We start from the raw sequence: 20,811 nt of genomic DNA, 5'->3' as shown, positions 1-20,811 counted from the left end.
AACTCATACTCTTCCAGCCGATCGCACGACCTATTCCACCTGCCGATCACGCCGCGCGGCGGATTGCTTCGGTAGATTCTGCTTTCTGCTGGGACGTCTGAAATGGTAACAAAGATTGTTTGCGAACACCATTTTCGGCCAGCTTCAACCAGCTTCCGCGCGATAGTTGCGGTCGAGGTGCCAGCAGTGAAACGGCCAGGTAACCATTTTCTTTGCCCCGGTGCTGCAGTTTGTTAAACGGCCACGGAGTAAAGCTGCCATCAGGAAACAGGGCAGTCTGAGTTGGTCCGGGGAAATTCGACAGCAGGTTCGTAAACGTGCAGGTCGGAAATCCGAACGACATTTCGTTCTGTTCGTATTCCTGGCGATTAATGAATACCAAGGGTGCCGATGACTTGAGGCTGGAAAGCAACATCGCCGTCGTTTCGAGGGATTCTCGCGATTCAATACTGTGGGCGAATGTATTTAGACCACACACCAGAATCAGATCGAATTCCTGTTCAGCAAAGTTGAGCGGACCATGATCGCGGTCCCAGTGCTCATAGCGGATATGGGGTGATAGCTTGCGGGCGGTTTCGATTTTTTCCAAGTCGTCATCAATCCCGATGACTTCGAAGCCGAGCATGTGCAGATAACGAGTCAGCTCCCCTTCTCCACAACCGGCAACCAGCCAACGGGTACCCAAATCAATCCGATGCGAAAAGATCAGGTGCCGCAACATGCGACGGGGAAGTGGTGGGGTCAGAATATCCTCATGGGTGGTCTCTCCACCCGGATTTGTGTTGTGCATTAGAATCATGATCCGGTTCCTTAGATCTTAGATGACGTCTTGTCTTTTCCAGTAACAACGCATTAGATGCGCGTCAACTGTTCTGCGAAAACTCGACTCAGACTGAGCGGCTGTGCCTCTTCGATTGAAAAGAGCGTGCCTGAGTTTTGTTGACGGCAGATTTATTTCCTCAACAAAAATTGTCCCAGTGACCCCAGAAAGCTCACAGACCTGACCCAGCCTGCCTTGGACTTTCCCACAGTGACAATTTTTGACGCGGAACGGCACTTTATTCCGATTCCCAGTAACCGTCAATCCCGGTTTAAGAATCGCGTCGAGTAAGGGCTTCCGTACGGTTTCTCCCCTACTCATCTCCCCTAAACTCCAGTAATATAGAGTTTCATCGAAAGACTCTTTTCTGTGGACGATATAAATATCCGTCTCGGAACACGTCGATTCAGTCTGCTACCACGGATGGAATCGATTTTCCCGTCCGCAAGCTTGCTGTTGAAGGAAACGTCCATGAAGAATCGAAACAGTTGGTCAAGTCTCGGATTAGTCGCCCTCTTTTGCCTTGGACTCAGCCTGCATCTGTCGGGCCTACCTGCCGGTGAGCAGAATACGGATAGGCAATCGGGAGCTTCCGCTCCTCCACGAGAACTACTGAGCGACGAAAGCGATCTTCCCGCCATGCTGCTATTAGCAGCGGAGGATTCGGACTCAACAGTTCCCATACCTCTCGATCAACCGAAAGAACTGAAATCAACGGTGCCCGAACCTCGCGATCAGGTGGGAAAGCCACGTATGACGCCAGAAGCCTTCGCAAATCCGGAGGAAGCTGTGCCTCTTCCCAATGGCTCCGTTCCACACGAAGCGCTCATTCGCAAATTTATCGAAGTCGATATGAAAGATTCCTCGAAGGAAGAACAGGAAATCTGGTTCCAACTGTTACGGAATGAATCTCCTGGCTTGGCTCGCAACCTGTTGAATCTGCGAAAAGACTTTGGGTCTTCCTTCACCCCGTCCGATCTCTCACTCGAAAACACAATCGGGCCCGCTCCACCAGAGATGGAAGTCGAAGAGCAAACCAACATCACGCCCTCACGGACGATTTCACCGAATATCGATTTGGAAAGCGCGGAGTTGACCGAGTTGAAAACGTTGTGGACTACGGTCCGTAACATGGCGATGTTCAATATCGGCCAGGCGCATATTTCGGGGTACAAACGATTCGAATTTATTTCTACAGATGAAATGCCAATTCCAGCGGATGAAGAACATGAAGAATTAACAACTGCTCCTACGGGTACCTATCGTCTGGATCTTTCACAGGGGAAATTGAGAGAGACAGGTCGTGAACTCGATCTGGCCCTAAAAGTATCTGGTTGGTTGGAAGTGGCCTCCCAAGAATCTGGCCTAAGCTACTATACCCGAAATGGTTGTTTTTCCTTGAGTGCGAACAGACAAATCGTCTTGAAAGTCGGTACTCATGAATTTGAATTGTCGCCTGCGATTAACATCCCATTGTCGGCGACCGACATCGAGATCAGTGACACTGGCCTGGTAACCGCACTGGTGGAAAATGATGTCACCGAGTTAGGCCAGTTGCAGATTTTCCGTTTCCCGAACGCGACTTCTTTGTATTACCTTGGTAAAGGAATCTACTATGGTTCCCGTAGTAGTGGTGCACCTGTGATGGCGGAACCTCTTCCAGGGATGATTCAGCAAGGATTTCTGGAAGACTCGAACGTCGAGGAAGAGGTCGAAATAACCAATCTCGACCGTTACTACAAACAGTGGCAAACTGGTTTAAAGTTGATAACCGAATACCCTCTACTGCCAACGGAGTAATGTTGGGGGGGTGTTCAGAATCGTTTTGGGGGAGAGCGTCAGTAGATCGTCAAGGTCTCTCCAGCCTGAGATTTAAACTTGGCCGCGGCATTGCCTCCATTCAGAGCAACTTCGAGAAACCCGTGCGATCCCCACAAAATCAGTCCTTGGCCTGGTAGAGAATCGGCGTAAGTCTCGCTGATGCCGGAGTCGATGAACCGCAGGCTGCCTTCACTTTCCAAACGGATAATCGGATCGACATCGCTCCCTTCCCATTGTTTCACGTGTTCGCGACGAATATTGCTGACCATGTTTCCGAAGTGATCGACGTACAGAATCGTCCCGACAACTTCCGACTCGGTCATGGTCGGTTCAGGAAGTGGAAGTGATATTGGAGAACCCGATAGAGGCTCCCCCATTTCATCGAGTGTCGCTCCCCTGCTCCAGTGTGCAATTGCAGGGGCCATGATATCCCGCCCGTGAAAGGTGGTTGAAATCTCATTACGCCAAAATCGGGAATTGGTGAGTTCGTAAACACGGGAATGGGTGGCTTGTTGCAGCAGCGGATCCAGCAGTCCGTTATCGGGAGCGATAAAATAATGACCATCTAATTCCGCCGCGAGGATTCTCCGTGCAGAACCGACCCCCGGATCGACCACGACCAGATGATAGGTCCCGGCCGGGAATGTCTGCAGAAGTTCAGGCAGCATCAACGCCGCACGAAAGACTGCCTGAGGCGGGATTTCATGGGTGACATCGATCAATCGGGTCCGTGAATTGACGCCCAGAATCACCCCTTTCATCTGCGCGACATAACTGTCTGCGGTTCCAAAATCAGAAGTAATTGTAATCAGAGGATCGTGAGCACTCATAGAACTGGCTGACCAGGTAAACTTGAAGGATTACAGGGCAATTGACTTACCTAACATGACAGATCGGCCGGGGTCTCTAAATCGCGAATTGATTATAGCCACATACTGTTTTAAACTGAAAGTGGTGAAACCACCAGTTGAATTCGGATAGGATATCGATACTTGCACCTCTTCCTCTTTATCAGGACGCAGCCATCATGACTTACTGGGGCAATATTAAAAACGGGAGTCCGATGGGGCTCTCTATCGCATTCAGTCTTTCGTTGGCGTTCTTTTATATGGCTACGCCGGTGTTTGCGGACGATGTCCCTTTCGAGGAAGCACGCACTTTCACAACAGAAGATGGCTGGACGCTGAAAGGAACGTATTACAACATGCGTTTCGATGATCCGAATGAAGGGGTGCAACGACCTGTCGTTTTACTCCTCCCGGGTGATCGCGGAAACCGATTGCATTGGGAAGGCCAGGCAGGTTTCGCGAGCACCTTGCGAAATAGCGGATACGCCGTGCTGACACTCGACCCGCGCAAATATGGCGAGAGTACTCCACCTGCCAATGTGAAAAACGTCGTTAAAGAGATGCGTCCTGCCGACTATGCCGATGTTCTTCGATACGATCTTGAAGCAGTGAAACTGTTTCTGTTCGAAGAACACCAACAGAAGAATCTGAATATGGCCAAGCTCGCCATCATCGCACCGGAATCTTTGGCACCGGTCGCCATGGGATTCACCGTTCGCGACTGGAAGAAAGTTCCTTACCGCGATGCCGCGACATTGGATTCCCGGACCCCCCGTGGTCAGGATGTCAAAGCGTTGGTGGTCATCTCTCCGGAAGTGAACTTACCGGGGATATCAGGAAAGAGTGCGCTGCTGCAGCTAAGGCGTCCCTTCTATGATGTCGCGATCATGACGGTCGCAGGCGACAACGATAAAACAGGGAAAGAGTCCTCCGACCTGATCTATACCTATCTGACTGGAAACAAGGAGTCCGACAAGGATGACATGCGAATGTTTTACAAAAAGATTTATCCGAAATATGGTGATCGAGGCACAGAGTTGATCAGCCGGAACCAGCAGATGGCAACCGATATTTTAGAATTCCTGAACAGTCATGTACTGAAGAAATCGATTCCCTGGCAGGACCGCCGCAGTCGATTCGAGCGATAAAGACTTTCAAGAAGATCAACGGGCAAGAAGATCAACGGGTTCGTTTTAGCTGATCGCAAGCAACGCTAAATTGAGCAAAGGTCTCGGTGGGAATCGTCCCCTGCTTGCAAGTGATGCCGGGCTGCACAAGAATGGATTGCGGTTCAAGCTGTTGAAGCATATTTACTCAAAGCCTCGGGCCGCACTCCCTTCTTTCTGCACATTCCTTTCACTGCACATTCCTTTCACTGCTCTAGGCTCATGCCATTGGCATATGAGTTTTGGATTTCATCAGCGTGTATTTACCGCCCAGACCGCATCAACTTCGCTTTCTCTCTGAAGGCGCCCATTCCCTCGAACGCCGATTCAAGCCGTGGAACTCGGCAGGGAGAACCGCCTGTTGGACGTTCGTGCTGATTGTCCTGTCTGGCTTCACGCTTCCAGTCTCGGCTCAGGAATCTAACGCCGAGCCAGCCTCCAATTCACAAACGGCCAGCGATGATGCAACGACTTCAACTCGCAAGCCAGTGTTGGCCCCACGTCCTGCGCCCACGGAAGAAACGACGGCTTCCGAGACTCGACCGGAGAGACCTATCGATCGATCCCAGAAGATAAGCCCACATCGTCATAATCATGGTCAGCCGAACGAACTGAGTTGGGTGATGCGGTTAATGTTAACCGCGATGCCTGTTCTGTTTTTCATGTGGGTGGGAGCCTCAATCGGTAGTTTTCTGAATGTCGTCATCTACCGAATGCCGGCGGGACTGAATCTGTCGAAACCCAAGTCCCGCTGCCCCAACTGCCTGACTCCCATTCGCATGCGGCACAACGTACCGATGTTCGGTTGGTTAATGCTGCGGGGGAAATGCTATGACTGCAAAACTCCGATATCAGCCCGCTACCCTTTAATCGAAGCAACGGTCGCCGGACTCTTCGTCCTTCTCTTCCTGTGGGAGTTTGCTTCTGGTGGAGCCAACATACCAGGCGCACCTCAAGTTCAAGCGAATGGATTAATTCGCCTGATGTCATCGCGACAAGCGGGCGGTTTAGCTGGTTGGTGTGCATGGCATACGCTGTTACTCACGTTGTTGCTGGCGATGGGAATGATGCACCTCGACCGGCAACTGATTCCCAGTCGGTTTCTAGGCTTTGCCATCAGCAGCGCGGGCTTACTCTCGCTTTGCTTCCCCTGGCTGTATCCCGTCCCATTGGGCATCAATTTGCCAGGACTAGCAGGTGTTACTCCCTCGCCGACATCAGCCGCGTTTCAAATTTCAGCAGTCGGCCCGCTCACCGGGGTCATCGGAGCTTTCACAGGAGCGATGTTACTGGGCTCGTTGAGTTTTGTGACGACACTCAGTGTATCTCCCAGAACAGGATTCGCGGGCGGACTTCATACCCTGTTCTGGATGGGATTTCTCTCGGGGTATTATCTTGGATGGCAAGCCGCTTGTTTAATCTCCGGGTTGTTTGTGATTGCCAGTCTCGCGCTCCTGTTAGTGAATCGATCCCGATATGATCGCGGGATGGGTCTACTCGTCCTGCTGGCGACGCTGGTCCAGATTTTATGGTGGCGGGAGCTGAATGGGCTGTGGAATTCGGAAGAAATGCTGTCCGAAAAGGTGAACGAATTACTAGTTCCGGTGCTTAGTCTGGTCGTTTCCTCCGGCCTCGTCGCTCTTTGCGTTCCGGGAGAATCGCAGCCCGAAGAGGAGCCATCAGAAGGGAATCTGGCTGAAAACAGCCTTTCCTCACCGGAAATTATCGCAGAATCCCCTGTTTCTGAATCGCCAAAAGAACCCTGATTTCCGTTATTTCCCTCAACAGAAGCCACCTGGACGACGTATCAAATCGAACACATCTGTTGATTTTGATCGGTTCGTGCGTGTAAACTGGATGCTTCTGTATTCAGTAATTTGACCATAACCGATTGTCGCCAGTCGGATGCGCTGAGACTACAGCGTGTCCCGGGATAATTCCTTGGCCTCTAAAAAGTAGAGAACGATTAACATGACGAAACAATCACGTCGCGAGTTTCTGGAAAACTCGATGTTCGCCACGGCAGCTGCTTACGCCGCCAGTTCCGCACTTTCTCAGCCCCTGATGGCTGCCAACAAACAGGAAAAAGGACCGAACGAAAAATATGCGGTCGCCGTAGTTGGTGTTAAAGGCCGAGGTCAGTCACACATCAGTGGCTTCACCGGTTCCCCCGACAGCGAAGTCGTCGCCCTTGTTGATCCAGATGAGAAATACTTGAATCAGCGTGCCGATGAAATTGCCAAGAAAACTGGCAAACGTCCCGCCGTCTACACTGACCTGCGAAAATGTTACGAAGATCAGGCAATCGATATCGTCAGTATCGCGACTCCTAACCACTGGCATGCCCTGGCAGCTATCTGGGCCGTTCAAGCTGGCAAACATGTTTATGTTGAAAAACCAGTCAGCCACAATGTGAGCGAAGGTCGTCGTATTGTCGATGCCGCCCGTAAGCATGGGAAGATCGTGCAGACCGGAACTCAGTCTCGCTCCATGAAAGGGACCCTCGATGTCATGGACTTCATGCATCAGGGTGGAGTCGGAACGATCAGCAAAGCCCGTGGCCTTTGCTACAAACGTCGTAAATCTATCGGTCCTAAAGGCAACTACGATGTGCCCGAAACCGTCGACTACGACCTGTGGACCGGCCCTGCTCCCATGGAGGAACTGACACGTCCTCAGTTCCACTACGATTGGCACTGGCAGTTCCTGTACGGTAACGGTGACCTGGGCAACCAGGGTATTCACCAGATGGACCTCGCTCGCTGGGGTCTGGGAGTCTCCGGTATTGGTGACAGCGTTCTCTCTTACGGTGGACGACTCGGTTACGAAGATGCCGGTGATGTCGCCAACACTCAGGTCAGTGTTCACAACTACGGTGACAAACAACTGATCTTCGAAGTCCGTGGACTCGAAACCGAATTGTACATGGACACCCGCGTCGGCGTGATCTACTACGGTTCAGAAGGTTATGTCGTTCAGCCGAGCTATAGCAGCGCGGTTGCTTACGATCTGGACGGTCAAGTCACTGAGAAGTTCACTGGTGGAGGTAACCACTTCCAGAACTTCATCGACGCCGTTCGCGCCAACGATCATACCATCCTGAACGCTGACATCGAAGAAGGTCACTACTCGAGTGCTCTCTGTCACCTTGGTAATATCTCTTACCGTCTCGGTGAGAAAATGACTGTTGCTGAAGTGGGTGAAAAACTCGGTGACAACGACGAATATCAGGAAACACTGGGTCGATTCACTCAGCACCTGAAAAACAATGGTCTCGAAGGCGAAAGCACTGAGATCTCTCTCGGACCGACACTCAAGCTGGAAGGCGAAGAGTTCACCGGCGAGATGGCTGAGCAAGCCAGCCCCATGCTGACCCGCGAATACCGTAAAGGATTCGAGGTTCCCAGCGCTGAGAATGTCTAAGCGATAAGTCTAGCTCTTATCGATGGGCGATCATTGCCGCTACCACGACTGCCGTGGTAACTGATACGACTAAAAAGAAAACCCGCCTCCCGTGCTTCGGGATGGCGGGTTTTTTATTTGCTGTTAAAGCCGGAAGCGATTCAGCCAGTAGTCTCTCTGCATTCACAGAAACTGACGCGGCTACTGCGGCGTCCCCGACTCCGATGGTTGTCCGGAGGTTAAGCGAATTGGAGACTTGCTTTGCAGGCGTTTATGCTGAGCCAATTCATACCGCTTTCGCAAACCGACATCATCTGGTTGATAAGTCAGGCACCAGCGAAGTTCCTTCTCGGACTCTTCCATCCGGTTCATCGTGTAGAGTAATTTTCCATAAGTTTCATGCAGTTGATACTCGTTGGGATAACGCTTCAACGCCGCAACCAGGCAACGCTCTGCATTCACTGATTGACCCAGTTCCTGATAAGCCACTGCCGCTTGCATCCAAGCCCGGACAGGTTCCGGGTTATTTTCTCTTCCAGCCTCCTGAATAGCACGTTCGGCATACAAGGGTAGAATTTCTTTTAGTGCGGACTCGTCTTTCAGTAATCGATATTGCTGCACAATACGTCTCAGTGCTTGCCAATCTGGTTCAAATATTTTCAGAAACTTCGCAGGGCCTAAAGGACCGGCAACCAGCCGAATGATTCTTTTCTGTGTTCGAATCTCTTGATGGAATGCCTGCTTCCAATATTCGAGAGCCTCATCGTACTGCATTTGACTCCATTCGAAACGGCCCAATTCAAACAGGACATCTGCGTCGTACGGTCGCACTTGTTGAGCTTGCTGCAAGCACCGTTCAACCGAATCAGGGCCGGCCCCATCAAGAAAAGCTAACTGTGAAAGTTGGAGATAGGCGTCCCCCTGAAGCGGACATAATTTAATTGCTGCTTTGGTATGTTGGAATGCGGCAAAGAGGAATTGTACATTGTTTCCAAATGCCCGCTTTAACCAGTCTTGCATGTCATCCACATTCTCAAATTCAGACGCAAAGACGGCATCTCGAATCTGCGGAGTACTCATCGGATTATCACTTTTCGACTGAAGTAGTTCGAAGTAGATCAGGTAACCTTCCGCGACTCGGTACCGAAGTTCCGCATCCTGTGGATTCTTCAGGGATGCATGAATCAAAAGGCTAACCTGCTCCACCACCTGTCGCTGTGCATAAGCCTGTCGTTCTTCAGGAGAGAAACCATTGTCTGTGTTTTCTGCACGGGCGTAACTCGATCCGACCGAAGCCCCCATCGAGTCATCGGCCTCCACGTTGATGAGAGCCTTACGCTGAAACGCTTGAAACTCCTGTTCTCCCCGCCATACGCCTACCGATTCCTGGACTAACCAGCCACACAACAGAGCTGCAAAGGAGGTTAAACCCCAGACAATCAATCTGGGAAAATGAACAACTGGTTCCTCTGCTTTGCGCGACTCGTGTCGTCGCCGTGTGATTTGGTACAGCCGGCAAGCACAAGCTGCCTGAATGAGGAGTAAGGTCATGCAGGCCGGAACCCACCAGACAAAGTCGACGATCGCATGTAAATAGTTAGCAACAAAGCTACCCATCAGCGCGGCAAACAGAATGACTTCCTGCCGAGTTTCCGAAAACTGCAAACCGCGTAAGCACCAGTAAAGCGGGAAGAGCATCGCTAGAGAAAGCAAACTCAGGCCGACGATTCCCGTTTCTGAGAGCACTTGAAGATAACCACTTTCCGCATGGGAAAAACGGGACTCAAATAGAGGTGTATTCAGATAGCTGCGATAACTCTGGAAATGGCTACCTAGTCCTGTTCCGAGGATCGGATAATCGTTGGCGATTTTCAGGTTCGCTTCCCAGATCAACCAACGATCGACTTCCCAGTCATTCAGGTTCGTGGAAACTTCTTCCAAGCCGTATAAGGAAAGCGCTCCGCCCGCCAGAACTCCACCGAGCGTAAGTCCCCCGAGTAATCTCGCGGAAATGAAACCACGGCTCCAACAGACCAATACACAAACTGAAAGTGAGATCGCGAGGGCCAATGCTCCACCGCGGGTGAGACCCATCAGGACTGCAAAAATCACGACCCCCATTCCAGCCATGAGTGTCCAAGCCAAAAAGGGGCGTTCATTTTGATATTGAAACTCTTTACGTCGGGAACGATGAGTGCGGGTTTCCGTTTCTGCCACCGACTCCTTCATGATCCACCAGAGTAGTGGTCCTGCTCCCAGCATTAGAAAGTGAGCGAAGTGGTTCCCGTTCGTAAAACTTCCCTTCGCCGAACCATCTGTAGTAATCGTAGGATGAGCGTACGACCATAGGAATCTACCGTTCCCGAAGAAGTATTGTGCCAGTCCAATAGTCGCCATTCCCAGAGAGGCCAGAGCCATCCAGCGGAAGACTTTTTCGATATCATCGACGTGACGCAATCGCTGCGTGGTCACAATAAACAACAAAGTATATGCGATCAGAAACAGCAGTCCCTGTCGAGTGGCAGCCGGGGTGAGCGAGATCGAAGACCAACCGCCCAGATCGTAAGTCGCCTCAGGATTTCCCTGCCAGAGAGAAAGTGTCTCACCAATATGCGGTGAGAGCATCGCGATCCAATCCGGAGGAAGAGCAGCACATTGGAACCAGAGCAGCAGCGCAGCCAGAATAAGAATAGGCTCGAATCGAGTAACGCGATATTTGGGTGATTCATCCAGCGACTGAAATGTTAACCAGCAGAGTGCCATGACACCCGCCGTTGAGAACAGAGCCAATTGCCCCGCTCCCAGTCGACCTCCCAGAAAGAGCGGAACGAGAAAAATCGCCGAGAGAATTCCCAGATCAGTTCCCTGCAACAGATGCTGTTGTAGAGGCGATTTCAACGTCCGTTTCTTTTTTATTTTCGGGGGGCTCGTGGAAGACATGAAACTCGTTTCCCTGTCAGCCTTTCGTGCGCCTCAGCCATGATGACTTCAGCGGGAGTATCTCTTGCGGGTGGATAAGACTTGAGTGGTTCGATCCTTCTGGCATTTCAAGCAGCCTGATACGGGTTGGTTTCGTAATCATCGTCTTCATACCCTGCGTCCTGACCACTGTCTGGACTGGTGTAACCCAAAATTGCCGGTTCTTTCTGGTAGTTTCCATCGCCGTAACCATCTTCGTCGTAGCCATCTTCGCCAGTAGACTCTTCATGGCCATAGTCTTCGCTGTACCCGTATCCGTAACCATAGCCGTAGTAGTCACTGCCCTGGTCCGGCGTCAGATGGTTCACGACGATACCGGAGATATGAATTCCAAACATCTGTAATGTTTCAACAGATCGATAGACTAATCCACGGCGATTTTTGTCCGGTCGCATCACCAGAACAAGTGTGTCAACGAGACGACCGACGATTCCAGCATCGGAAACAGCCAGAATCGGTGGCGCATCAATAATGATTTGATCGTAGACAGTCTCGGCCCAGGACAGAAAATCGGACAGACGATTCGACGATAACAGTTCCGAAGGATTGACTGGTCGGCTACCGGACGGAAGTATATCGAGGTTCGGTGAACCGCTAGGTTGGATCAGTTCCACCGCACATTGATCTACCGGCTCTTCGCTTCGAAGTAACTTGGAGAGGCCTTCCTCTTTCCGCAGTTCGAGCAGATTGGTCATCCCGGGACGCCGCATGTCGGTATCGACAATGAGTGTTTTCTTGTTGGACTGTGCGAAGGCAACCGCCAGATTAGCCATCACTGTTGTTTTACCGTCGGACTTTTCGGTACTGGTCACGAGCAGTCGCCGGCTTTCGTGCGAACTGAAGCTGATTGCCGTTCGCAACGTTCGGAATGCTTCCGACTCTACGCTGTTGGGATTCACATGCGTTTGAACGGCATCAATGGCGTATCCTGTAGTTTCTTCCATCTTCCGCACCATTGCGAGCACGGGAAGATTGAGGTGGTATTTAATTTCATCCGGCGATCGGAATCGATCGTCAAGCGCTTCCAAAACGACAATCACACCGATGCCCATTGCGATTCCCAGAATCAGGCTGAACATCGCCGTGCGAATTTTATTTGGCGAAATGGGATATCGTGAGATTTCCGGTTTTTTCACGGTCTTGGCGAGTACGCTTGCCCGGTCATCCAGGTCGACTTCTCGAATTTTCTGGAGCAATGTATCATGCTGAGCCATGATTCTCGTTTGATGAGTTTCAAGTTGTTTGATCTTCAACATGACTAATGTTGACTCACGGCCTTTTTCCTCTTCGGACAGGTAGCTCTCTTTCAGAGCTCTGTATCGTTCCTCGTACTGAACCAGTTTCTGCTCGGCGATTTCAAGCAAGCGTTGGGCCTGGCGTCGATTCTGCTGAACATGATAACTACTTTGATTACTCTGCAATCGTTGTTGAAGTGCATCTTCAGCCGACTGAATTCGGTTGGTGAGAACCATTACATCTGGATGGTTATAGTCGAGCGTAGTCAGTTTACTTTTCAACTCGGCCTGATCCACTTTAAGTTGATCCTGCAATCGACTGACAATCAGGCGATCCTGCAGCCCCATTTCCTGACTGAGCAGTTCGTTTCCGACAGGACCCGGGCCGAGAATTTCTTCGGCATACTGTTGAGCGTTACTTCCTTTTTCGATCGCTTGTTTCAACACCTTGATCAATGACTCCAACTTGATCATCTGGTTTTGCGCTTCCGTATAGGCGGTCTGTAGCGAAAGAATCCGCTGGCCGACTAAGCTGACCGTCTCGCTTCCACTATTCAGCAGCAAGTCGGATCGGCGTTGTAACTCAATCAGTTGATTGGCATTCTCCTGATATTGGTTTTCCATCTTAGTCTGGTCTTCGGTCAACAGTTTCAGGAGATTCTGCGTTCCGTTCTGGTGTGTCTCTTCCATAAATTTGAGATACGCCATGATGACCTGGTCAATGGTGTAAGCCGCAGTCTCGGGCGATTGCGATGTGAACCGAATATCAATCAGATTCGTCTGTGGTGATACGGACGTACTGAGTTGACTGCGCAGAATTTTGACCTGCATTTCCATTGGATTGCCGGAGACATCGACCTGATGTTCGGGAGGTAAATGAGACGCTGCAGTTTCCAATACGCGGTCGCTGGAGAGCAGCCGGGTGTACGTCGGCATCTGGTTTTTCAACAGGGACTGGCCACTGACATCATCTGTCTGGAATCCACCGTTACTCAGAATTAAGAGCTGGGCGGTAGACTGAAACATCGGTATCTGTGTCGAGTACCGATAGGCGCCCGCGACCGACGAGAGTATCACGCAGACGACGATGATTTTTTTTCGCAGCATAATGACACGTAAAAAACGCATCACACGGGCCATCATCGCCGAAGTAGAATTATCGTGATTGCTGCTCTCATTTGAATTGGACTGATCGAGATACGGGTTCATGAATGGCAATCCAAGGGGAGAAGGAATCAATCATACTGGCGGTTGACCGGGCCGGAGTTGGTGGCGACAGTCGAAGTGAGTCTCGTTACAAGAAGGTTCCCAGGGAGGCACTGACTCCGAAGGGCAGGACACGCAGAGCTTCAATTAATACAGTCGCGGGTGTTTGTTCGACACTCACAATATCACCAGGAGCAAGTTCAATGTTCCACTGGCCATCTCGTTTCGCACGAGCCATGCTGACCTGAATAACAGCTGGTTTTTCGCTACCTTCAAGCTGACGGATCACATAGATTTTGTCGGCGACCGGGTTGGAAATTCCGCCTGCAAGAGCAACTGCTTCCAAAGTTTTGATCGGTTTGGAAACGGGGTAGTCCTGTGGGCCGGGCTTGTGAACGAGTCCCATGACGTGGAACGGTTTCGGATCGCGTTTTTCAACCCGGACGACCGCTCCATCGCCCAATTTGTATTTCTGTGTTTCTTCGCGACTGGAGGAGACCAGATCGATAGTGAATTTTTCTGATTGCTGAGAGACTGGTTTGACGTGTCCAGCGGGAACTAGCCCTGCTTCAACGTCGCTGTTTTCAGCCAATAGCCGGGGAGGAGTCGCGGAAGGATCGGTGTCGCTGACATTCCGAATTTCAACCGTCGTTCCAGCATCCAGGGACAACCCGCCTGCCGCGACGAGAGCCGCGAGTAAGTCGGACTTGCCACGGGGCAACTTGTAATCGCCCTGATTGACGACGGCTCCGATGACAGTCACTTTGTTTTCACGCTGTTGCTTCATCGTGACGGTGATGTGGGGACTCTTGAAGATGCGACGCTGTATCGCCACAGCAGCGATTGCTGCTTCGGCATCGATCAATTCCATCCCAGCCACGGGTACCTGTCCGATAATGGGGATGTCCACATTTCCGCTTTCGTCGACACGCGAATTGATGTCCACGGTATCCGTTTTATCGAGTCCAGAAGCGATACTGACGGTAATAATATCGCCGGAATCAATCTGCTCACTGCTAACGGAGCCAACAGCGAATTCCGAAAGGTCGACGGTATGCGCGTTTTTCTGAGTGGGTGCGTGCAATGCTATCGGCATGTTATGGGGGCGATAGATTTTCTCGCCGGTAAACATGGGGAGAGTGCTACACCCTGCCATGCAAAATAGCAGAAAGCTACCAAGCAGCAACGACACCGCAGCCATCCCCCGGTTTGAACAGGCAACCAGGAGCGGATTAGAGTGGTTTATTTTTAGTCTCTGATCAGGTCGTATCATTAGGAAGAACGGCCGCTTCAGCTTGTTTCCGACGGGAGATTTTTATTATCAGACCAACTGATTAAATAGCTTCAGCAGTTCGCACGGACTGTTATTGCGATCCACCCGGATTGGGTACTGCGGAAGGCCCCCCTGTGAATAAATTTTACAATTTGGGCCGGAAAAGTAGGAAATAAGCTAAAGTGCGTCAATACCGCTTTACGGCAGGGAGCTCGCTCCTCCAAGAAGCAACCGGGTTCCGATTGACTGGACGTAAATCAAAGCGCATAAACAAGTTCGAAATCACCTGTTTTAAAGGCATGAGACGGCCGAAGTAGAGAAACAGCAGCCTTTTTCAACGTCTACATCGCAGGTTTGGGCGAACGCAGACCACCGAGCCTCCTGATCCTCCCAACCTACCGGGCTCGCCAGAAACATTCGTCGCTGATGCCGAGTTCACGTTGGAGATCGGCTACCTCTGTCTGAAAGCGACGGGCATCGGTCGGGTAACCTTTGGTCGGTTTGAGGTCGGGGCGATGGGTTTGCCAATAGCGGTTGAACACTTCCATTGAGACTTCCCGCACGTACTTGGAAATCATCGAGGCCAAGGCGACTGAAAAGTGCGACTCCGCCTTGGTTTGGAATCGGATGTCGGTCTGATCAATCCGATACTCGCTTCGCTGGGTCCCCTCTTCGCGACGGAGGATCATCGAATCCCCGGCGAGAGGCCCCAACAGATCGTCATATCGATTACGTCCGCCATGTTTGTCCCCCACGATCCAACAGGTCTCCTGCCGCACGGGTTCCCAAACTTTTTGGAGCAGGCTGATTGTCGCCTCTGAAAGGACGACTCCTTTACTCTGATGACGCTCAACTTCCTGGTTGAAACGGACAGTGCCGACGACATCGGAACGCATGAGGAGGGGTTCGAGCTGACATTCTTCACATAACGTTCGCCAACGATGGGCAGTCTGTTCAATTTCAACCGCTTCATTTTTCAGCGGCAGTTCGAGATCGCTGTTGGCGAACCAAGGTTCGAGGGCAAACTCATCGAGCGTATGCGGAGAGACGAATTCGATGAGTTGGCGAAACGAACTGGGAAATTGGCCAACCAGTCCCAAAAATGAGAGTACGGATCGTTCGAGTTGCTTCACTCCTCGCCCCGGTGTGTACACCGCTTTGGAGTCTCCCACATGCACGCGGGTCTCATTCCGTTTGAATTTCTGAGTGACGATGGGTTCAAACAGAGTCCAGAAGTCGGTCTCACGCGGTGAAGCCACGGATTTCCAACCGACGACCGAAATAACCAGAGGCCCCAAATTGGGCCCGTAGCCAGCTTCATCCATGCCAATGATGATACCCAAGGAACCTGGTCTCTCAATCTAAGAGGGAAACGACGGCTTAAATAAATGACTACGAATAAAGCAACGTTGATCAATACCGGACTGACTCTGTTGTATCCCGGCAGTGGCCCAGATTCAATTCCGAGATTACCCAGCGAGTAATTCCTAATTTTGATAACTCACCTTTAATGGTTTTTATGTATGCTGACTGTAACAGACAATCCGCGACAATGATAAAGCATACATTAGACTTTTCGTCCGATCGTTTTTGGCTGATAGGATTTTGCGGTTATGGAACTCGACCTGGTACTACTCTCCCGCATTCAGTTTGCGCTGACGATCATGTTCCATTACCTGTTTCCCCCGCTCACGATCGGGATGGGCGTGGTACTGGTGTATCTCGGCGGAATGTATCTGAAGACGCGCGATCCCGCCTATCGGCAGGCGCAAAAATTCTGGACGAGGATATTCGGACTCAACTTCGCGATCGGCGTCGCTTCGGGAATCGTCATGGAATTCCAGTTTGGCACGAACTGGGCGACTTATTCACGATTCGTGGGGGACGTCTTTGGATCAGCGCTTGCAGCTGAGGGCATTTTTGCCTTCTTCCTGGAATCGGGCTTTCTGGCCGTGCTCATCTTCGGCTGGAATCGGGTCGGTCCGAAGATGCACTTCTTCTCTACCTGTATGGTTTCGTTTGGGAGCATTTTCTCCAGTGTCTGGATCGTCATTGCGAATTCGTGGCAACAGACTCCCGCCGGAAGCCATATTGTCCCGATGACTCGCGAGGTCTTGAACGAGCACGGACAGCGTACCTTCGACGAGAACGGGGTCTTGATCACCAAACCCTGGATCATCGATGGTGTTCCCGTCATGCGGGCTGAAGTGACCGATTTCTGGGCGATGGTGTTGAATCCTTCCACCGGCTATCGGCTTTCCCATGTACTGCTCGGTTGCTTCATTATGGGTTCGTTTTTCATTCTGAGCATCTGCTCCTGGTATATTCTCAAAGGTAAGCACGTCGAGTTTGCCAAACGAAGTTTTGGTGGAGCGCTTTTTCTGGCGACGATCAGCAGTATTTTGATCGCTTTCAATGGACATCAACAGGCACAAAACGTCTACCACTATCAACCCGCCAAGCTGGCCACGTTCGAAGGACACTTTGAAAGCGAGGGGCCAGCAGACCTGACTCTGTTTGGGATACCGGATGCAGAAGCAGAGACGATTCATATGCGCATCGCCATCCCGGGCGCACTCAGTTTTATGGTGCATGACGACACCAGTTTCACTGAACCGGTGATCGGTCTGGACAAAATTCGACCCGAACATCGACCTCCGTTGTGGATCCCATTCATCTCGTGGCGACTCATGGTGGGGATCGGAACATTCTTTATTGCCTTGACTCTTTACAGTTATTATCTGTTGTGGCGAGGGACCTTATTTAAGAAACGCTGGGTAATGTGGGCCTATTGTGTGAGTGTCCTGCTGGCGGTGATTGCGAATCAGGTAGGCTGGGTCGCGGCGGAAGTTGGACGGCAACCGTGGATCGTTCATCCTCCGATTGTCACCGATACCGACAATCAACCTGTGTTCGACGAAGATGGATTTCTTCAATACGAAAAAGTATCCGCCGCCTTGCCGGACGGATCAATTTATGAACGGTACGCGGGTCTCAGCACGACCGACGGAGTCAGTAAAGCCGTTGCAGCAGAACAGGTGGCCGCCTCAATCGTAATGTTCCTGCTGATCTATTTACTGCTGGGATCTGTCTGGATATTCATCTTAAACAAGAAGATCCAACATGGTCCTGAACCTCCAGAAGATGGATTTGCCAAAAATCAATCCGAGAGCATATTCCAGGTCGGTGGAGAACATGATCGACTTGGTCTGGCGGATGCCGGCCTTTGGGACGACCCGACGGAATCGACCGACCGAGGAGAGCAACATGACTGATTTGTTATTCGATATCCCCCTGTTCGCCGAAGGGCTCTTTTCCTTCATCAGTCGGGAAGGCCTGGCATTCATCTGGTTTTTGCTGTTAGCCGTGCTGCTGACAGGTTATGCGATTCTGGATGGTTTCGACTTGGGTGTTGGAATTCTGCATCCATTTGTTGCCAAGACGGATAAAGAACGACGGCTTGTCATGAACAGCATCGGTCCAATCTGGGATGGGAATGAAGTCTGGCTGGTCACATTCGGAGGAGCTTTATTCGCCGCGTTCCCGGAAGCGTATGCGACAGTCTTCAGTGGATTTTATCTACCGCTGATGATGTTGCTGCTGGCCCTCATCCTGCGTGCCGTCAGTCTGGAATTCAGAGGGAAAGTCAAATCGCCTGCCTGGCGTCAGGTGTGGGATTTGGCGTTCTTTCTGGGATCGCTCCTCGCGACATTCCTCTTTGGCGTGGCCGTGGGCAACATGATGCTGGGCGTCCCGCTGGATGCTCATCACGAATACATCGGTACGTTCTGGATGCTGTTGAACCCGTACTCGCTGGCGGTGGGACTATTGGGGGTCTTCGCATTCGCATTGCACGGTTCAATCTTTTTATACCTGAAGACAGAGGGCGAACTTCAACAACGAATGCGGCGAGTGATGTGGCGGATGTTCTACGTGTTTGCCGTTTTGTTTGTCATCATGACAGTTTGGACTACGTTAACCGTTCCCCGCGCAGTGGAGACCTTACATGCCTACCCGCTGTTATGGGTCGTCCCGATTCTGAACGCCCTCGCCGTACTCAATATTCCCCGAGCGATCAGCAAAGGGAGTGAAGGCCATGCGTTTCTCAGCAGCAGTTGTGTCATCGCCGCCTTTGTGGTGCTGTTTATCACGGCGATCTTCCCGTTTCTGGTTCCTGCCAGTAACGATGCCTCCTACAGTTTGACCATTCTCAACGCAGCCAGCAGCGAGAAAACTTTAGGCATTATGCTGTTGATTGCCATCATCGGTATGCCGTGCGTTATGGCCTATAGCGCCGTTATTTACTGGACCTTCCATGGGAAAGTCAAACTGGAAGAGACGAGCTATTAAGAATTCAGGGAACCGAAGGATCACTTCGATTTCACATGCGTCCGCTTGGCCCAGGCCAGCCAGTCCTGGCTCATCTGTTCGACCCGGTCGGGGTGCTCAGCTGCCAGATCATGTAACTCCGTACGATCTTTCGTGATGTGATACAGTTCCCACTCTTTTATGCCTCGGTCCCAGGAAAGTTTCCAGTCGCCAGTTCGTATCGCCCGGCTGCCACTCCACTCCCAATATAACGTCCGATCGTTTAACTCCGACTGTGGTTGGTCCGACTGCATTGCCTTTAACAGACTGACTCCTTCGACTGGATCGATTTTCTCATCACGAAAAGTCTCGGGATAAGTCGTCCCGGCGAGTTCGACGCAGGTAGGGAGAAGGTCGATAATGTGCCCGACATTGCGGTTGTAGGTTCCTCCTTCAATGTGTCCGGGCCAATGCACGATGAAGGGTGTGGAGATGCCCCCTTCATGAACCCACTGTTTATACCGGCGAAAGGGTGTGTTAGAAGCGTAGGCCCAACCGGGGCCACAAGTAGTGTAGGTCTCGATAACCCCTGGTTTGGCGGTAGGGTCTTCACCTCCCGGAATCTCGGCACAACCCCCGTTGTCCGAGAGGAACATCACGATGGTATTCTCTTCGATCTTCTGTTCTTTTATCGTCGTCAATATGCGACCAATTCCACGGTCCATAATTTCAATCATCGCGGCGTATACAGCCATCCGGCGATCCTGCCAGTCGTGGTCAATCGCTTCCTCCCATGGAATCACTTCCCGGTTGGCTGCTGGGAGTTCCCAAGGTTCGGCCAGTAAACCCATATCTAACTGACGTTGATAGCGTTCCGCCCGCAACTGCTCCCAACCCTGTTTATATTTCCCAAGGTAGGGGATGACATCTTCTTCGGGTGCATGCAGTGGATAGTGAGGGGCCGTGTAACAGACATGCAGAAAGAAGGGATCAGGCTGCTGGGCACTCTCTTTGACGAACTCAACGGCATCGTCGGTGAAGGCGTTCGTCGTATAATACCCTTCCGGAAATTCCGTGATGATTTCATCATCCTCGGCGAAGACACGTCGACGACCTCCTTTGAAGGGGGGATCGGGATAATAGGGATCGAAGAAATTACAGGCGCCATCCAGTAAACCATAATAATGATCGAACCCACGATCCGAAGGACGATGAGGCTCTTTGCTTCCCAAGTGCCATTTACCGGAGAGGCCAGTCCGGTAACCCGCCGACTGGAGGACTTCTGCGATGGTGACCATATTCGGGTTTAACAGCGTCTTATTCCGCCGAGGGGTCAAGCCGGTGAGCAATGACGCACGCGTCGTGGTGCATTTGGCGTTGTTATAAAACTGCGTCCATCGAACACCCCGCTCCGCCAACTGATCGAGATGGGGCGTATTGATTTCGCCCCCATAACATCCGATGTCGGAGTACCCCATGTCGTCCGCCATAATCAAGATGATGTTCGGACGGGATTGATCGGCGGCCAACAGCGAAGAGGTCAGGGCGAAGAATCCGAAAGCAACGAGCCAGACAGTTTGACGGAGCATAACGTCATTCCTGTTGATAAAGAAAAGTGTAACATGATATGTTGATGCGACGATGGGTGATCAGTTCAGATGATGGCGATCATTCCCCTGCATTGTGCATCAGGCGAGACCCAATTGTCCACCGCGAATCAGAATCAATCGACAATTCTTTCCGGCCACTGATG

Annotated in this window: 13 protein-coding genes; 6 read left to right on the top strand and 7 right to left on the bottom strand. The window is 51.4% G+C overall.

Going from position 1 to position 20,811, the window contains the following annotated elements; translation table 11 throughout:
* Positions 1-46: 46 nt before the first annotated feature.
* Complete coding sequence (locus tag Pla110_RS01690) at positions 47-799, bottom strand: class I SAM-dependent methyltransferase (protein WP_144992574.1); 753 nt, start codon at positions 797-799, stop codon at positions 47-49.
* Between the two features lie 492 nt (positions 800-1,291).
* Here Pla110_RS01690 and Pla110_RS01685 point away from each other — a divergent pair, with 492 nt between their 5' ends.
* Positions 1,292-2,620, top strand: a complete 1,329-nt coding sequence (locus Pla110_RS01685) for a flagellar hook-basal body protein (RefSeq protein ID WP_197440436.1) — start codon at positions 1,292-1,294, stop codon at positions 2,618-2,620.
* A gap of 38 nt (positions 2,621-2,658) precedes the next feature.
* On the opposite strand, the gene Pla110_RS01680 is transcribed toward Pla110_RS01685, so the two are convergent.
* A complete protein-coding gene (locus Pla110_RS01680) occupies positions 2,659-3,471 on the bottom strand; it encodes an SAM hydrolase/SAM-dependent halogenase family protein (protein ID WP_144992570.1) in 813 nt (270 codons plus the stop codon).
* Positions 3,472-3,668: 197 nt separating this feature from the next.
* Between Pla110_RS01680 and Pla110_RS01675 the strand changes: the two genes are divergently transcribed.
* From Pla110_RS01675 to Pla110_RS01665, 3 genes are all read left to right on the top strand, one after another.
* Positions 3,669-4,637, top strand: coding sequence for an alpha/beta hydrolase (locus tag Pla110_RS01675; RefSeq protein ID WP_144992568.1), 969 nt, complete (start codon positions 3,669-3,671; stop codon positions 4,635-4,637).
* 275 nt (positions 4,638-4,912) lie between these two features.
* Complete coding sequence (locus tag Pla110_RS01670; protein WP_197440435.1) at positions 4,913-6,421, top strand: prepilin peptidase; 1,509 nt, start codon at positions 4,913-4,915, stop codon at positions 6,419-6,421.
* Positions 6,422-6,626: 205 nt separating this feature from the next.
* Positions 6,627-8,078 (top strand): Gfo/Idh/MocA family protein, encoded by a 1,452-nt coding sequence (locus Pla110_RS01665; RefSeq protein WP_144992566.1) that lies wholly within the window; start codon positions 6,627-6,629, stop codon positions 8,076-8,078.
* A gap of 180 nt (positions 8,079-8,258) precedes the next feature.
* Here Pla110_RS01665 and Pla110_RS01660 read toward each other — a convergent pair whose 3' ends face one another.
* The 4 genes from Pla110_RS01660 to Pla110_RS01645 form a co-directional block, all read right to left on the bottom strand.
* On the bottom strand, positions 8,259-10,997 hold the full coding sequence (locus Pla110_RS01660) for an O-antigen ligase family protein (protein WP_144992564.1): 2,739 nt from the start codon (positions 10,995-10,997) through the stop codon (positions 8,259-8,261).
* 107 nt (positions 10,998-11,104) lie between these two features.
* Positions 11,105-13,480 (bottom strand): polysaccharide biosynthesis tyrosine autokinase, encoded by a 2,376-nt coding sequence (locus tag Pla110_RS01655; protein WP_144992562.1) that lies wholly within the window; start codon positions 13,478-13,480, stop codon positions 11,105-11,107.
* Between the two features lie 85 nt (positions 13,481-13,565).
* On the bottom strand, positions 13,566-14,669 hold the full coding sequence (locus tag Pla110_RS01650) for a polysaccharide biosynthesis/export family protein (protein WP_197440434.1): 1,104 nt from the start codon (positions 14,667-14,669) through the stop codon (positions 13,566-13,568).
* Positions 14,670-15,145: 476 nt separating this feature from the next.
* The gene (locus tag Pla110_RS01645) at positions 15,146-16,093 is read right to left on the bottom strand and encodes a hypothetical protein (protein WP_144992558.1); all 948 of its coding nucleotides are present in this window, start codon (positions 16,091-16,093) and stop codon (positions 15,146-15,148) included.
* A gap of 270 nt (positions 16,094-16,363) precedes the next feature.
* On the opposite strand from Pla110_RS01645, the gene Pla110_RS01640 reads away from it, so the two are divergent.
* On the top strand, positions 16,364-18,025 hold the full coding sequence (locus tag Pla110_RS01640; RefSeq protein WP_144992556.1) for a cytochrome ubiquinol oxidase subunit I: 1,662 nt from the start codon (positions 16,364-16,366) through the stop codon (positions 18,023-18,025).
* A 46-nt stretch (positions 18,026-18,071) separates the two neighbouring features.
* Entirely contained in the window at positions 18,072-19,100 is a 1,029-nt protein-coding gene (cydB, locus tag Pla110_RS01635; RefSeq protein ID WP_144999516.1) for a cytochrome d ubiquinol oxidase subunit II, read from the top strand.
* 20 nt (positions 19,101-19,120) lie between these two features.
* Here the strand turns inward: cydB and Pla110_RS01630 are convergent, their stop codons facing one another.
* Positions 19,121-20,647 (bottom strand): arylsulfatase, encoded by a 1,527-nt coding sequence (locus Pla110_RS01630; protein ID WP_144992553.1) that lies wholly within the window; start codon positions 20,645-20,647, stop codon positions 19,121-19,123.
* Between the last annotated feature and the right edge of the window lie 164 nt (positions 20,648-20,811).

The organism is Polystyrenella longa (assembly GCF_007750395.1).
In the GTDB taxonomy this organism is placed as follows: domain Bacteria; phylum Planctomycetota; class Planctomycetia; order Planctomycetales; family Planctomycetaceae; genus Polystyrenella; species Polystyrenella longa.
Note: the sequence above shows the minus strand (reverse complement) of the source record. Positions and strands in the feature narration are given on the sequence as shown.